14 protein-coding genes and 4 tRNA genes are annotated in these 14984 nt (G+C 55.5%); 11 read left to right on the top strand and 7 right to left on the bottom strand.

Annotated features, from left to right (window positions below):
• Positions 1–51: 51 nt before the first annotated feature.
• A complete protein-coding gene (locus BBKW_RS02095) occupies positions 52–1932 on the bottom strand; it encodes an oleate hydratase (protein WP_033500871.1) in 1881 nt (626 codons plus the stop codon).
• A 240-nt stretch (positions 1933–2172) separates the two neighbouring features.
• Positions 2173–2853 carry a phosphate signaling complex protein PhoU gene (gene phoU, locus BBKW_RS02100; protein WP_033500872.1) on the bottom strand — a complete coding sequence of 227 codons (681 nt, stop codon included), beginning with the start codon at positions 2851–2853 and terminating at the stop codon, positions 2173–2175.
• Between the two features lie 191 nt (positions 2854–3044).
• Here phoU and BBKW_RS02105 point away from each other — a divergent pair, with 191 nt between their 5' ends.
• A complete protein-coding gene (locus tag BBKW_RS02105) occupies positions 3045–4226 on the top strand; it encodes a sensor histidine kinase (RefSeq protein ID WP_048349496.1) in 1182 nt (393 codons plus the stop codon).
• Between the two features lie 97 nt (positions 4227–4323).
• Here the strand turns inward: BBKW_RS02105 and BBKW_RS02110 are convergent, their stop codons facing one another.
• Together BBKW_RS02110 and serC are read right to left on the bottom strand one after the other, a co-directional pair.
• Entirely contained in the window at positions 4324–4578 is a 255-nt protein-coding gene (locus BBKW_RS02110) for a DUF2530 domain-containing protein (RefSeq protein WP_033500874.1), read from the bottom strand.
• A gap of 21 nt (positions 4579–4599) precedes the next feature.
• On the bottom strand, positions 4600–5742 hold the full coding sequence (serC, locus tag BBKW_RS02115) for a phosphoserine transaminase (RefSeq protein WP_033500875.1): 1143 nt from the start codon (positions 5740–5742) through the stop codon (positions 4600–4602).
• A gap of 182 nt (positions 5743–5924) precedes the next feature.
• On the opposite strand from serC, the gene BBKW_RS02120 reads away from it, so the two are divergent.
• The 3 genes from BBKW_RS02120 (at position 5925) to BBKW_RS02130 (ending at position 8958) form a co-directional block, all read left to right on the top strand.
• Positions 5925–6866: a CHAP domain-containing protein gene (locus tag BBKW_RS02120; RefSeq protein ID WP_033500876.1), complete on the top strand. Its 942-nt coding sequence runs from the start codon at positions 5925–5927 to the stop codon at positions 6864–6866.
• A gap of 123 nt (positions 6867–6989) precedes the next feature.
• Positions 6990–7760, top strand: coding sequence for a C40 family peptidase (locus tag BBKW_RS02125; RefSeq protein ID WP_033500877.1), 771 nt, complete (start codon positions 6990–6992; stop codon positions 7758–7760).
• A 163-nt stretch (positions 7761–7923) separates the two neighbouring features.
• Positions 7924–8958, top strand: a complete 1035-nt coding sequence (locus tag BBKW_RS02130) for a universal stress protein (RefSeq protein WP_033500965.1) — start codon at positions 7924–7926, stop codon at positions 8956–8958.
• 93 nt (positions 8959–9051) lie between these two features.
• On the opposite strand, the gene BBKW_RS02135 is transcribed toward BBKW_RS02130, so the two are convergent.
• Positions 9052–9465 (bottom strand): OsmC family protein, encoded by a 414-nt coding sequence (locus tag BBKW_RS02135; RefSeq protein WP_003835595.1) that lies wholly within the window; start codon positions 9463–9465, stop codon positions 9052–9054.
• A gap of 239 nt (positions 9466–9704) precedes the next feature.
• Here BBKW_RS02135 and BBKW_RS02140 point away from each other — a divergent pair, with 239 nt between their 5' ends.
• From BBKW_RS02140 to BBKW_RS02150, 3 genes are read left to right on the top strand one after another with little or no spacing between them, the layout of a single operon-like run.
• Positions 9705–10505 carry a thymidylate synthase gene (locus tag BBKW_RS02140; protein WP_193786582.1) on the top strand — a complete coding sequence of 267 codons (801 nt, stop codon included), beginning with the start codon at positions 9705–9707 and terminating at the stop codon, positions 10503–10505.
• Between the two features lie 57 nt (positions 10506–10562).
• Positions 10563–11228, top strand: coding sequence for a dihydrofolate reductase (locus BBKW_RS02145; protein ID WP_033500878.1), 666 nt, complete (start codon positions 10563–10565; stop codon positions 11226–11228).
• Positions 11229–11232: 4 nt separating this feature from the next.
• The gene (locus tag BBKW_RS02150; RefSeq protein ID WP_033500879.1) at positions 11233–11730 is read left to right on the top strand and encodes a low molecular weight protein-tyrosine-phosphatase; all 498 of its coding nucleotides are present in this window, start codon (positions 11233–11235) and stop codon (positions 11728–11730) included.
• Between the two features lie 148 nt (positions 11731–11878).
• On the opposite strand, the gene BBKW_RS02155 is transcribed toward BBKW_RS02150, so the two are convergent.
• Both BBKW_RS02155 and galE read right to left on the bottom strand, forming a co-directional pair.
• Positions 11879–11952, bottom strand: a tRNA-Asp gene (locus tag BBKW_RS02155).
• A gap of 244 nt (positions 11953–12196) precedes the next feature.
• Positions 12197–13207: a UDP-glucose 4-epimerase GalE gene (gene galE, locus BBKW_RS02160; RefSeq protein ID WP_003835604.1), complete on the bottom strand. Its 1011-nt coding sequence runs from the start codon at positions 13205–13207 to the stop codon at positions 12197–12199.
• Positions 13208–13380: 173 nt separating this feature from the next.
• On the opposite strand from galE, the gene trmB reads away from it, so the two are divergent.
• The 4 genes from trmB to BBKW_RS02180 all read left to right on the top strand — a co-directional run bounded on the left by trmB (position 13381) and on the right by BBKW_RS02180 (position 14709).
• Entirely contained in the window at positions 13381–14274 is an 894-nt protein-coding gene (trmB, locus tag BBKW_RS02165) for a tRNA (guanosine(46)-N7)-methyltransferase TrmB (protein ID WP_033500880.1), read from the top strand.
• Positions 14275–14441: 167 nt separating this feature from the next.
• Positions 14442–14513 (top strand) — tRNA-Glu (locus tag BBKW_RS02170).
• Between the two features lie 25 nt (positions 14514–14538).
• Positions 14539–14612: transfer RNA gene (locus tag BBKW_RS02175), tRNA-Asp, on the top strand.
• A 21-nt stretch (positions 14613–14633) separates the two neighbouring features.
• Positions 14634–14709, top strand: a tRNA-Phe gene (locus tag BBKW_RS02180).
• The last annotated feature ends 275 nt before the right edge of the window (positions 14710–14984 follow it).

A 14984-nucleotide genomic window follows, 5' to 3' on the forward strand; every position in this document is an offset into this window, starting at 1 on the left:
TGAAATACGGAACATGGGATGTGCGGTAGACGGATGTCAATTGCAATCGGCTCAGATCACGCCGTATTCCTTAAGTAACATCGGAATATCGGTGGAATCGAGTTTCTTCAGAACCTGTTTCAACACGGTCTTTTCAATGGGGTTGAGCTTCATGTCGGTAATTGGCTTGCCGTCACGCAGCATCACTGTGGCGTTGAGCAGGTTGCGTACGTCGTAGACCGAGCCCCACACTTCCGGCACGCCACGGTCCACATCGCACAAGGTATACACAGCCTCCATGCCGGTGCGCATCGAATACTCAGTGGTGAAGATCGTGTCGCGCGGGGTTTCGGCGAACTGACCGAGAAAAGCGAAGTTCACCGCGCCGTCCGGTACCACATCAGGGCGGTCTCCGGCGGAACGAGGCATGAAGAACGCGTCGATGTACGGCATCATCACCGGAACCGTGTTCGCGTGGTTTTTGGCCAGATCCGCGATCTTTTCGACCGGTACGCCCATATGGTAGAGCCATTCCTCGCAGATCTCCTCGCCGGTGCATTCCTGCATCGGCTTCTTCACATAGTTGCCGGGCTTGTCGGGGAACAGGCCGTACACCCACACGCACAGCTGGTCTTTCGGCTGGTCTCGGAACTGTTGCTGGCGGTTCAAAGTCCAGCTCAGCAGCCAGTTGGAATCCTCCACGGTGACGATGCCGCCTGTTACCACGCGGCCGGAGAACGGGTCGCGCTTGCAGATTTTCTGAATATACGGCGGAATTTCCATGTCAAGTGTGGTCACGGTGGCACTCATCCACTTCGAATGCTCCGGATCGCCGCAGAATACGTCCGGGTGGCCGAAACTCGGGTCTTGCTTGGCGATGCGACGCCACATGTCCCAACCGCCGCCGGGCTTGATTTCCGGAGTCCACGCGGCCGGCTCAGTCTGCGATCCCATCGACGAGTTCTCCACGCAGCCGCCGTTGGTAATGAACACTAGATCGTTTTCACCCAAGTCGATGCTTCGCGCGGTGCCATCCGCTTCGGTCAAATCGATGCGCGTGGCCATTTTCTTGGTTGGTGAGCTATACGGATTGCGTACGAACACGCCGGATTCAGCCTGCTTCTTTAAAATCGTGTCTTGACCGGTGCCTGTATGCTGCCGAACTGGACCCATGCCACCGCCGATCTTGAAATCGACGTTCTCCACCTTCACGTTGTAGTGGAACTGCACGCCGAATCCTTCCAAATACTTGATCATCGGCAGAATCATCGACTCATACTGGTTGTAACGGGTAAAACGCAACGCACTGAAGTCCGGCAATCCGCCAATATGATGAATATATCGACGGATATACAGCTTCATCTCCAACGCACTATGCCAATTTTCAAAAGCGAACATAGTGCGCCAGTACATCCAAAAATTCGAATTGAACACCTCATCATCGAAATAATCAGAAATTTTCTTGCCGTACAGTTCCTCATTCGGAGTGAAGAACAATTTCATGATCTCCATCGAGGCTTTGTCCGACAGATTGAATTTGCCGTTCGTGCCTGCGTCAACACCGCGCGCTTTTGTGGAGCGGCAGAGTGAGAAGTTGGGATCTTCCTTGTTCAGCCAGTAATACTCGTCAAGTACGGAAACGCCTTCCGCTTCGATGGATGGAATGGAGCGAAACATATCCCACATCACTTCGAAATGGTTGTCCATTTCACGGCCGCCGCGCATCACATAGCCGACACCGGGAATATTCGCGCCGTCGCAGGCGCCTCCCGGAACCGCGTCCTTTTCGAATACGTGAATGTGGCTGCCCGGCATTTGCGCGTCTCGCACCAGGTAGCAGGCTGCGGTGAGTGCGGCCAAGCCAGTGCCGATAATGTACGCGTTCTTGTCGTCCACGCCTTCGGGCTTCTTCGGTCGGGCGAATGCTTCGTAATTGCCGTTGGAATAATACATGACTGCCTCCTTTGGATGTCTCTGCACATATTGTGCCGCGACATTACGTAAAAGTATATGGGCAAAAAATAGACATGTTGTTTAATTTTTCTTACGGCTTGACGGAAGTGAAATAATGCGGGAGATAGTGCTTGACGATTCGTGCCGAACGATTGCAAAAACAAAACAAGAAGGCGGCTTCCGCGGGGAACGGAAGCCGCCTTCTTAAAAGGAAGATGGAAAAGAAGATCGCAAGAAAAATCAGGCGATGTCGGTGCCTTCGTCGCGGGTCGGCTCCTTGGACGGGTCGAAACCAGAGACGATGTACACCACGCGGCGAGCCGCGGACACGGCGTGATCGCCAAGACGCTCCATGAAGCGGCCGATCAGTACCACGTCGATGAGCTGCTGGTTGGTGCCGGACCAATCCTCGGACTGAGCCAGTTCGAAGGTCTTCTTGTGCAGTTCGTCGAGCTTGTCGTCGTTGATGATGATCTGTTCGGCGGTCTTGGTGTCACGGTCAGACAGCATGGCCACGGTCTGGTCGGCGACGTCGTCCAAGAACGCCTGCATTTCGGCGAACAGCGGCTGGGCTTCGACCGGCAGCGGAGAAGCCGGGTAGGTGCGGCGGGCGGCTTCGGCGATGTGGCGAGCCAGATCGCCCATACGTTCAAAAGTGGTGGCCAAACGCATGGTGGAAACAACCACGCGCAGATCGGTGGCAACCGGGTTCTGCTTGGCCAGCAGCTTCACGCACTGGTCGACAACGCTGGCTTCGAGGGCATCGATTTCGATGTCGCCATCGATAACGGCCTGGGCGGCTTCAAGATTCTGGTTCAGCAGCGCGTCGCCGGCACCGTTGATCGCCCTGCGAACGCCTTTGACCATGTGGTCGAGATCATCGGCAACAGCCTTGAGCTCTTCGTTGAAAATAACGCGCATGTGACTTGCCTTTCAATGCTTCACAATTTCAGGTCTGGTAATACCTTTCATAAGTTTATTAGAAAAACGCCATATTCATAACCAGCGTTCGTGTTGTTCTGTGAAAGTTCACCGGCGCGTTCACCTTACGTTCATGAACGGGCTGTGGTGTCGTGGAACATAGAGCCGTAGGAGTATGCGAGAATGAAATCATGGTTGAATCTTTGGGCTCGTGGTGGCGTTCATTGACGCACCACAATGATGATGATGAGCATGATGCCGATGATGACACATTGGACGATGCCACCAATGCGTTGCTTTCCATGCTTCCGTTGGCTTCCATTGTGGTCGATGAGCATGATGAGGTGATTCGTGCGCATCCTTCCGCATATTCGCTTGGTGTGGTGCGAGACGACGTCATCATCGAAGACAGTGTGCTTCAGGCGGTACGCGAAGTGCGCTCCTTCGGTGGTAAAAAGCAGTTCGATCTGACCACCACCACCGCGTATGTTGCGCAACATGCGCCGAAAGCAGGCAAGCTTTCCACTCGCCAAGCCGCGAAACAGGCGCTGATTGGGCAACCGCCAGCCGGTAAGCCCACGGCAACCGTGTCAAGGCCAAACTGGTTGAAAGTCATCGTCGGTAAACTCAGTGACAATCTGGTGGTGGTGCTGATCAGCGACGTCAGCGAAAGCGTACGATTCTCGCAGGTACGTGACTCCTTCATCACCAATGTGTCCGAACAGCTGCTCAAGCCCACACAATCGCTGGAACAATTGGCGGATATCGTGGAACAAGGTGGAACAAGCCAGCAGGATGTTGAGCGCAACGCCATGCAGCTGCGTCAGTCCTGCTCCCGTTTGGAGCATATGATCTCCGACCTGCTGCTGCTTATCAAGGCGCAGAAGCCGGTCCTGCCGACCGCAGACAATCGTATCAATGTGATGGATTCAGTGCGGGCTGTGGTCAACTCCCATCGTGAGGTGGCGGCGCAACGCAATATCACCATCGATATGAAGGGCGACGAAAGCCTGGAAATCAATGGCGAGGCCGAACAGATTCAGGCGGCGCTGACCAAACTGGTTGAAAACGCCATCACCTATTCAAAGGACGGTTCGACGATCAATGTTGTGGCCAAAGCCAATGAGGAGGGCACGGAGGCGGTAATCAGCGTGCTTGATCGTGGCGCTGGCATTGCCATTGGCGAACAAAGCCGTATTTTCGAGCGATTCTATCGTGGCGATAATCAGAATGATCATTCCGGCGATGGTATTGGTTTGGGACTTGCGATTGTCAAGCATGTTGCGTTGACACATCATGGTTCCGCTTCAGTGTGGAGCAGTCCGGGGCAGGGAAGCACGTTCGCGCTGGTATTGCCATTGGCTGGGGAGTAATACAGGGAGACAGCATGATGCCCGTCTTGCTTTCAATAAGGCAAGGCGGGCATCATGCTTTTATTTATGAAAAAAATTTCGGGGGGTGTACTGCCGGTTATTCGCCGAGACGTCGATAGTCCCAACGGTCGAAATGCTCCCAAACCAGCATAAGTACGCCAATGACCGTGCCGGCCTCGCATACGGTCTGCGCACGCTCGGCGTTGATGCCGAATGCCAGCAATACGATGCAGACGATCAGCGCGATGGCCCAAAGCGTGGTGCCGAACGTGAACACCTTGCGTAAATCCACGCGCACTGGTTTGGGGGAGGGCTTCCTCGCGCTGGGGTCAATGATCGGAGCAATCTTCATATCGTCATACCTTACCTTGCGTCACAGATGTTCCACCACATAGTCGATGCAGCGGGTGAGCGCGTCGACGTCGCTTGGATCCACCGATGGGAACACGCCGATGCGCAGTTGGTTGCGTCCCAGCTTGCGGTATCCGTTGGTGTCTACAATGCCGTTTTCGCGCAGTGCGGCAACCACTTGGGTGGCGCTGATGCGTTCGTCAAGGTCGATGGTGACCACGGCGTTGGAACGAGCGTTCTTGTCGGCGACGAACGGGGAGGCGTAATCGGACTTTTCCGCCCACTGGTACAGCAGGGACGCCGACCTTGCGCAACGTGCCGAAGCCCAGGCGAGGCCACCGTTGTCGTTGAGCCAGCGCACTTGGTTTTCCAACATGATCAGCGTAGCCACGGCCGGAGTATTGAGCGTCTGATCCTTGCGCGAATTCTCGATGGCCGAGGTGAGTGATAGGAACGGTGGGATCCAGCGGCGTGCGCCCGGAAGGTCCACGCTTTTGGCGATGCCGTATGCGCGTTCGACCGCGGCGGGGGAAAGCACGGCGATCCACAGACCACCGTCGGAGCCGAAGGCCTTCTGTGGGGAGAAATAATAGGCGTCGGTCTGGCTGATGTCGACCGGCAGCGCTCCGGCGCCGCTGGTGGCGTCGATCAGCGTGAGTGCGCCCTGTTCCTTGGTGCCTGCGATGCGTTTGATCGGTGCGGCAACGCCGGTGGAAGTCTCATTATGGGCCCAGCAGTAGGAGTCCACATATTCCGTGAGCTCCGGCAGACGGTAGGTTCCCGGCTCTCCTGCGAAAATCTCCGGCTCCTCGAGAAACGGTGCGGATTGCGCTGACTTGGCGAACTTCGAGCTGAATGAGCCGTACGTGCCGAATGCGGCCTTGCGGGTGATCAGCGAGGCGCAGGCGATATCCCAGAACGCGCTGGCTCCGCCGTTGCCTAGTACCACTTCGTAGCCGTCGGGGGTCTGGAAGAATTCGGACAGTCCTTCGCGGATTGAGCCGACCACCTGCTTGATGGGGGTCTGTCGATGGGAGGTTCCCAGGAGATCACGGGCTCCCTTATCAAGCGCTTGGATTTGCTCCGGGCGGATTTTGGTCGGGCCAGAGCCGAAACGTCCGTCTTCCGGAAGCACGTTGGAAGGAATGGTCACAGTGTTCGTCATGACAACCTAGGGTAGTCAGACGGTCGGATTGTGCGTGGTGATGACCGCTTTTCGGAACCATGATGTGGCGATGATGACTGCGATATCCCGGTGTCGGTGTAGCCTGAGCTTCCGTGACGGTTCTGTAACCACGCGGTCATAAGCTTGCTGTGGTTGAAGTAATCCGCAAGGAGTGTTGATATATGAGGCATGCGGCGCATAAAGCTGCCAAGGTTTCGAATGAGCGTTTCAGCGTTGCTAAGGTGTTGTTCACCTCGAGCCGCGGTTCCCACACCGCCAAGGCCGTTCGTATGGTCCAGCTGGCAAATGGTGAGGGTGCCGTTGTGGGTCTTGAGCCTGCGGTTGCTGAGAAGCTGAATGAGGTGGCTCCGATGAGCCGCCGCGCCATGCGTGAGGCTGCTCGTGTAGCCGGTCGTCGCTCCGCGTTCATGGCTTCCGCATCGCTGGCCGCGTTGGTCGGCACCGCGGCCACTGCCATGGCGGTCGGTCAGCAGAATGCGTCTGAAATGACTTTTGCCGACAATGCCACCACTACTACGCAGATGAAGCGCGTCTCCGACAATGCGGCATCCCGTTCCGAGTCCCGTAGCGATCTCGACGCTCTGGCCTCCACCAGCAATAGCGGTGATTGGCAGCTTGGCGAAACCAGTTCCTCCATGGACACGAATCTTCTGTCAAAGTCCATTGCCGACAATCCCAATGTCGCCGTTCTCATGGATCAGGACGCCGGTCTTCTTCCTTCGGGCTTCAATCCGAACCACGGCACCGGTGATACCGGCAATGACTACCCATACGGTCAGTGCACATGGTGGGCGTATACTCGTCGTGCACAGCTTGGCCTGCCTGCCGGAAGCCATTTTGGCAATGCGCGGAGTTGGGGTGATTCCGCTCGCGCTCTCGGCTATTGGGTTGATAACACGGCACGCCACGTTGGCGATATCGTGGTATTCGCTCCAGGCCAACAGGGTGCGGACAGCTATTACGGGCATGTCGCGATTGTCGAAGAGGTGAATGCCGACGGTTCGATCAAGATTTCGGAATCCAACGTCAAGGGTCTTGGTGTGATTTCCGATCGTACGTTCACTGCGCAGGAAGCCTTGCAGTTGACATATATCCATTACTGATTTCTCTGGTTTCGTTAATTTACGCTTGCCATCCTGTTCTTCGGCATAGCGTGATTGCCTCGGCGTGTCGCATGATATGACACTGTTCTGGTTGTCTTGCTGTTCTGTTGCAGGGGAACGTTTATGGTAGCTTCAGACACGATGAATATTGCTAAACGTTTCACGAGTATCTTCGCCGTTGCTGCTGTGTCTGCTTCGTTGGGTGCGGCGGTTCCAGCCGCAAGCGCAGGCAGTGTTATGGCTGATACCACGGTAACCGCTACACGTTCTTTCCCGAAGACCACCGCGGCCAAGCGTGATTTTCTCGCCGAGCACACATCCACGGATGTTGAGTCTAACGCCGATTGGGGTGGCATCGAAAGTTTGGATGTTCCCCAGACCGAGTCTCAGGCAGAAAAGGACCGAAAGGCTCAGGAGCAGGCTGAGGCTGAAGCTCGGGCTCAAGCACAGGCGGCTCAGGCTCAGGCACAGACACAGGCTGAAACTCAGACTGCCAGCCGTTCTTCCGAACGTGCCGACATCAGTAGCGTTCCTACGGCTCCTGCGAGTGCCACTGGTCAGGCATTGGCCGACTATGCTCTGCAGTTCCAAGGCTATCCGTATGTGTCTGGAGGCAATACTCCGTCCGGCTGGGATTGCTCTGGTTTCGTGCAGTGGGTGTTCGCCCAGTTCGGTGTAAGCCTGCCGCATTATTCTGGTGCCCAGATGAGCGTTGGAACGGCTGTAGGAAGCATTGCCGAAGCAGCTCCAGGGGATATCATCGTCAATACTCAGCATGCCGCGATCTATATTGGCAACGGCATGGTGATCAACGCGCTGAATCCGGCTCAGGGAACGCAGGTTACTTCGCTGGCTGTGTTCTCAGGTGGCTATGCGATTCGTCGTGTGCTCTGAGCGAACATACGGTTTGACTTTTTAAGGCGTATCCTTTCGGGGATGCGCCTTTTTGTATGGAAAAGATCGAGTCGTTGCTGACAAAACCGCATGTCGCGCGGTATGGTGGAGCTTAGAGGCAATGCATGGTGGCATTGCCGAGGTGATTCAAGGAGGTCGTCCCATGATTAATGACAAGGCAATCCTCGTTGGTGTTGATGGATCCCACGCCAGCTACAAGGCCACGTGGTGGGCTGCGAATTATGCGAAGCATGCGGGATTGACGTTGCAAATCGTATGTGCGTACTCGTTGCCGAGCTATGCCGCTGTCTCCTTTGACGCGACGTACACCGCCATGGGAGATGACAATGCGGCCCACAGTGACGCTCAGGAGATTCTGTCGAAGGCCAAGGCCATCGCCGATGAACAGGGCGTTGAGGCGACGACCCTCATCGTCACAGGCGATCCGGCGTCCGTGTTCGTGGAACTGTCTCGCAACTACAATCTCATCGTCATTGGCAATCGTGGCAAGGGCGGCTTGGCGGAACGTCTGCTGGGTACCACCAGCTCCAGTCTGCCGGCATATGCGTACTGCCCGATCGTAGTGGTGCCGTACACCGACGATGATGGCAATCTGATGCATTTGAACAACACCATCGCCAAGGTGGCCGTCGGCTCCGACGAATCCAAGTGGGGTTTGAAGGCCCTTGAGATCGCGGCTGATTTCGCCGCCGCATGGGATGCCGAGCTTGACGTCATCTCCGCGGTGCCGAATATGAAGGGTTCCGACGATGAAGGTGTGATGGCTTCGTTCAAGGATGATCTTGAAGTGCGTATCAAGCCGCTTGAGGAAGCCCATCCGGATTTGAAGATCAACAAGCAAATCGTGCCTGGCCCGGCAGTTGGCGCGCTGACCAAGGCCAGCTACGATCACGACGTCGTCGTGGTCGGTTCCCGTGGTCGTGGCGGCTTCACTGGTCTGCTGCTCGGCTCCACCAGCCAGGGTTTGCTGCAGCACGCGGTCGGCCCGGTGTATGTGGTGCCCCGCAAGTATGTCGAGGCTGCGGAAACCCGTCTTGACACGGTTCCGAGTTCGCCGGCCGAGGTCAAGCCGAAGGCACTCGACGATATCAAGGGTGTAGAAGAGGTGCCGGTCGCCAAGGCCGAGCCGGAAGTGGTCGAAGCCATCGAAACCAAGATCGACCCGAAACGTCAGTAAAATCAATAAATATATATGAAAATGGCGATTGCAGCGCTGTGAAAAGCGTCGCAATCGCCATTTATTTTTAAAAAATCTTTTACAAAGAAAACGTCAGTGCTTGATGGTGACGTTCATACGGACCGGAGTTTTCTCCACGTACGTATGCTTCACCGTGCAGCCCTTGTCAATATGACGGGTGACACGTTCCTTGAATTTCTCGGCATCCTCGTCGCTCAGGCCGGCGTCGGAAGCGTCGATGACCACCTGCTCGTCGAAACCGATATAAGCGTCGTTGTCGGCGTCATAGGTGCCATCCACAACGATTTTCGCACCCTTGCCCTCGCCCAAGGTATGTTCGACGGCGAACTGGCTCGACAGTGCGGCACAGCCGGCCAAAGCGATTTTCATCAGGTCGCCAGGCGTGAACTGGCCGCGGCCTTTGCCGAACTTGATATGCGCGCCATCCTCGCTGAACGCATCCCAAGAACCGTCTTTGTTACGCTCGACCCACAGTCTCTTGCCCATGGTGAACTCCTCATCGTCTTGCCGGGAGCGCCATTCGCTCCTCGCTTACATACCTAATGTAATCCATCGATGTCCATTCACCGTGAAGTATTCCGAAAGCGCAAGAAACATCAACGCGCGGACGGTATATGCTTGACCTGCGATTCTGTGCTGTTAAGCTTGCAAGCATGGCTTTGACACCTGAACAACTTGCAGATATTCGTACTCGCATTCCGGCACGCCCGGAAACCGGCATTCCCATGCCATATGAGGATTTGGTGCGTCGTATCCTGACGGAGGGCACGTTGAAGTCCGATCGCACGGGCACGGGCACCATCAGCCTGTTCGGCCAGCAGATGCGATTCGACCTGAGCGAGTATTTTCCGCTGCTCACTACGAAAACGGTGTTTTTCAAGGGACTTGCCTATGAGTTGCTGTGGTTCCTGAAGGGTTCCACGAATGTGCGTTGGCTGCAGGAACACAATGTGCATATTTGGGATGAATGGGCCGATGAGAACGGCGATTTGGGCCCCGTGTATGGTGCGCAGTGGCGCAGCTGGCCGGCGCCTACGCCTGATGATCCCAATCGCACCATCGATCAGATTAGCAATGTGCTCGATCTGGTCAAGAACCATCCGGATTCCCGCCGTATGGTCGTGTCTGCCTGGAATCCAGCCGAAGTGGAGAATATGGCGTTGCCGCCATGCCACGCGCTGTTTCAGTTCTACGTAGCGGATGGCAAGCTTTCATGTCAGCTGTACCAGCGTTCCTGCGACATGTTCCTCGGCGTGCCGTTCAATATTGCGTCCTATTCGTTGCTGACGCTGATGATTGCCCAGCAGACCGGACTGCAGCCGGGGGAGTTCGTGTGGACGGGTGGCGACTGCCATGTGTACGACAATCACATCGATCAGGTTCTGGAGCAATTGAGCCGCGATCCATATCCGTATCCGCATATCCGCATTAACAAAGCCGCTTCTCTGTTCGATTACGATTACAGTGATTTTGAAATCGTCGACTACCGGCACCATCCAACCATCAAGGCGCCGGTGGCGGTCTGAGAGTCGTCGCCAGACGTTAGACTACTGACCCTAGTTCAACTTCAAGGAGTGAGTGAAATGGAGCATGACAGTAGCCGCAGTGGCTATCACGAACCCGAGCCCGGACATGCCGGGCTTGAGGACGAGGAGGATTGGGGTGATGATTTCCCCAAGACGTTCTCGGTGAATCTGATTTGGGCGCAGGCTTGTGACAAGGAAGGTCATGACGGCGCCATCGGATTTAAGGGTGGTATGCCGTGGCATCTGCCCGAAGACATGAAGCGTTTCAAGGAGCTTACCGTCTCGCATCCGGTCATCATGGGGCGTAAGACGTGGGAATCCCTGAGCCTGAAGTATCGTCCGTTGCCAAATCGAGACAATATCGTGGTCTCGCACGATTCGTCTTATACGGCGCCTGGAGCGACCGTGGTCGACAGTTTGGACGATGCGCTTGATCTGGCCCGTCAGGAAGCCATTCCGGATGATGGTCTCGATCGCAGTGAAATCTGGATCATCGGTGGCGGTCAGCTGTTCCACGAGGCGATGCCGTTTGCGGACAAGGCGTACGTGACCCAAATCAGCATGCACGTTGATGCCGACACCTATGCGCCTGACATCAAAGGACTGGTGGAGTCTGGGGCGTGGAAGGTGGCCGAGGAAGGCGTATGGCAGGGCACAAGAAAAGGTTCCGACGATATTGCTGGATTCCGTTTCATAACCTTTGAAAGAAATCACGAGGAGTAAACCCATGTATACCGTGATGACCGTGTGCACCGGCAACATCTGCCGCTCTCCCATGGCCGAGATCATTCTGCGCACCGAATTCGAGCGTCGTGGACTCGCCGACAAGGTCAATGTCGAATCCAGCGGCGTCAGCGATGAGGAATACGGCAATCCTATCGATCGTCGCGCCGTCAAGGTGTTGCGTGAGCGTGGATATGAGCTTCCGGCGCACCATTTCGCGCACCGCATCACTCATGATGAGATCGAGCGTACCGACCTGTTCCTGCCGATGACCGCTTCCCACATGCGTGCGTTGTTGCGTCAGCTTCCGCAGGTCAAGCGTGAGAACGTGCATATGTACCGTAGTTTCGATCCGAACCTCACCAAGCCTGCTGCAGGTTACGAAAGCGAGATTGACCTGGTCGATCCATGGTATGGTGGCGCCCATGAATTCGAAGTGGCGATCGATCAGATTGAGGAAGTGGCTCCGTTCATCGTCGATTGGGTCGAACAGCGGCTCTGAACCTATGTTGAATGTGCCATTCGAGGTGATTGAAAAGCTCGGTTCGTTTGAACCGGGCTTTTTGTATGAGAGATATGCTCGCGCGGCGACCGCAATACGACAATTGCAAAAAGATATTTGAAAAGATTTAAAAAAGAAATAAAAAAAGCGACCCCGGCCGGACTTGAACCGGTGACCTCCGCCGTGACAGGGCGGCGCTCTAACCAACTGAGCTACGGGGCCGTTGTTTCAGTCTTGCAACTGACAACAGATGTATATATTACGGCAAAGTCGCCATTGTGCAAATCACGGCGTGTCATCGGCGAATATTTGCATGGATCGGCGAAGGAAAAAATTTGTGGAATCGGAAAATAGCGGGAAAACAAAACAACGGCCGGTCGTATATGAGGGGAAAACTTCTCATATACGACCGGCCGTTACGTTTGCGGTGCCGTGTTGTCGCTCACGACACTACGTTTTGTTGAAATCAGTCGGCCTGCTTCCAGGTTTCGACGTCGATGTGGTGTTCCGGATTGGCCTGCCATGCTGCCCAGGCGGACTTCACGATGTCTTCCACGCTGTACTGTGCGTGCCAGCCCATCTCTTCGTTGATGCGCTTCGGGGAACCGATCAGGTGCGGCGGATCGCCCGCGCGACGGCCCATGACGGCCTCCTTGAACGGCAGGCCGGTGACCTTCTTGACCTCATCGACGATCTGGCGCACGGAGGTGCCTTCGCCGGTGCCGACATTGAAGGCGTCGTACTTGCGCTCGTCGCGGTCCAGATACTTCAGGGCGGCGATGTGGGCGTCGGCCAGATCGGAGACGTGGATGTAGTCGCGCACGCAGGTGCCGTCCGGAGTCGGGTAGTCGTCGCCGAAGATCGCCGGAGCCTTGCCCTTCTTCAGGCGGTCGAACAGCATCGGAATGAGGTTCAGGATTGCTGGATCCTCGAGCTCGACCGGACCGCAGCCGGCCACGTTGAAGTAGCGCAGACCGCAGAAGCGAATGCCGTACGGCTCTTCGCAGGCGCGAGCCATCCACTCGCCGAACAGCTTGGTCTGGCCGTACGGGTTAATCGGCAGCATCGGAACGACGTCTTCCGGCACCACGTCGACCGGCGGAACGCCGTAGGTGGCTGCGGAAGAGGAGAAGACGAGCTTCTTGGCGCCGGAGTCGCGCATGCCGATGAGTACGTTGAGCATGCCGTTGATGTTCTGCTGGTAGTACCACAGCGGCTTCTCAACGGATTCGCCGACCTGCTTTCGAGCGGCGAAATGAATGACGGAGTCGACGCCTTCGGCCTTCATGATTTCGGCGAGACGTTCGCCGGCACCCGGAGCGGCGATATCCATGCCGTACAGGCGGGAGCCTTCGATGCGGGTTGGCTTGCCGTAGCTCAGATCGTCAACGACGACGACCTGTTCGCCGGCCTGATGAAGAGCGTGGACGACGTGGGCGCCGATGTAGCCGCACCCACCAGTGACGAGAACTGTCATGTTCTGGCCTTTCCTCCAAATGAGCGATAAAGCGCTTTGGTTCGAAAAACGAACGTTCAACGAACATTGTTCACTTTTGCTCTAGTTTGTTACTTTTTGAACAATCTGAGTATAACACATGAACAGTAACGCACATAATCGCCCCGTTCCTGCGTTTCCTCTATAAATAGGGTATGCAAGAAGATGTGAACACGCCGACTGAAAATCAAGTAAACGGCGAAAACGAACAAAACATGTCAAAAACGCAAGGTGAACTACAGGCTGATGCTGGTCGGCGTCCTGCCTTGTATGGGCGCAAGGTGCTTTCCTTCGTGCGTCGTTCCGCCAGGCTCGACGCGCGCTTGCAGCGTGCATGGGATACCTATGCCGATACCTATCTTTTGAATATCAATGCAGGTGAAGGCTCCCTTGACGTGCGAAACGATCTGGTGTTCGACCGGCCGTATATTGCGGAAGCGTGGGGCAATGCCAATCCTCTGATTGTGGAAATTGGCACCGGTCAGGGCGAAAACGTGGTTGCCGCGGCCGCCGAACACCCAGAAATGAATTTTCTGGCGCTCGAAGTTTACGATCCAGGTGTGGCGCACACCATGCTGCTTGCGGGCAAGCAAGGCCTTGCCAATCTGCGCATCGCACAGGTCAACGCTCCCGAACTCTTCAAAGCCGCCGCAGATGGCTCGATCGCCGAAGTGTGGACTTTCTTCCCTGATCCATGGCCCAAGATGCGTCATCACAAGCGCCGCATCGTACAACCGGAGCTTGCCGGTGAGATTCATCGCACGCTGCAGGCTGGAGGAGTGTGGCGTATCGCTACCGATATTGAAGACTATGCATTGCATGTGCATGAGGTCATGGATGGTATTGAAGGCTTCCATAATGACGGCACGTTGACGGTGAGTCTGCCGGTTGAGCATGTCGGCAAGGGAAATGCCGGCGAAGCCGCAAGTCTGCGACACGCCGATTTCAGTGAATCCGAACGTTTTTCTGGTCGAGTTTTGACGAATTTCGAGAAAAAAGGACTTGCTGCCGGTCGTGTGATTCATGACTTCACCTATCGCCGCGTATGAGGCTTCATGTTGTGCTGTTCATGTGTTGAAATGGCTTTATTCCAACGATCTTCAACATGTGGACAGCATGGTTTCCACAATTCCGCAACGTTGCGACACGCCGAGACTTGCATGTTTCGATGATTCGCGTATAGTTAAGCGAGTTGTCAAGCGGAAACGCTGAAAGCGCCCCCTTCGTCTAACGGTTAGGACACCAGACTTTCAATCTGACAACGAGAGTTCGACTCTCTCAGGGGGTACTTACCTTGGTAACAAGGTGGCAATGGCCCCGTAGCTCAGTTGGTTAGAGCGCCGCCCTGTCACGGCGGAGGTCACCGGTTCAAGTCCGGCCGGGGTCGCTCGAACAGGTTCCTGTTCATGGCTCTGTAGCTCAGTTGGTAGAGCGAACGACTGAAAATCGTTAGGTCAGCGGATCGATGCCGCTCGGAGCCACCATGGCTTTAAACCTCGGAAATCTCCGAGGTTTTTTGTTTTTCATCACTTTTAAGTCATATAGGAACCAAAATTACGGCGGACTGACTGCAGAGAGGCCATGACTTTTTGAAGGGGCAGATTCTTCGGTCATGGCTCTCTCAATCTCATGTCTTGCTGAATTCGTGATGTGGGCGTGTCAATGCCCCGTACGGGTGTGTCATCTTATGCTTTACTTAGAAATGACTAAGAAACCCCCGTTGAAGGGTGAATTTGTCTGTTGGCGGATTACACTGGAA

It is taken from the genome of Bifidobacterium catenulatum subsp. kashiwanohense JCM 15439 = DSM 21854 (assembly GCF_001042615.1).
In the GTDB taxonomy this organism is placed as follows: Bacteria; Actinomycetota; Actinomycetes; order Actinomycetales; family Bifidobacteriaceae; genus Bifidobacterium; species Bifidobacterium catenulatum.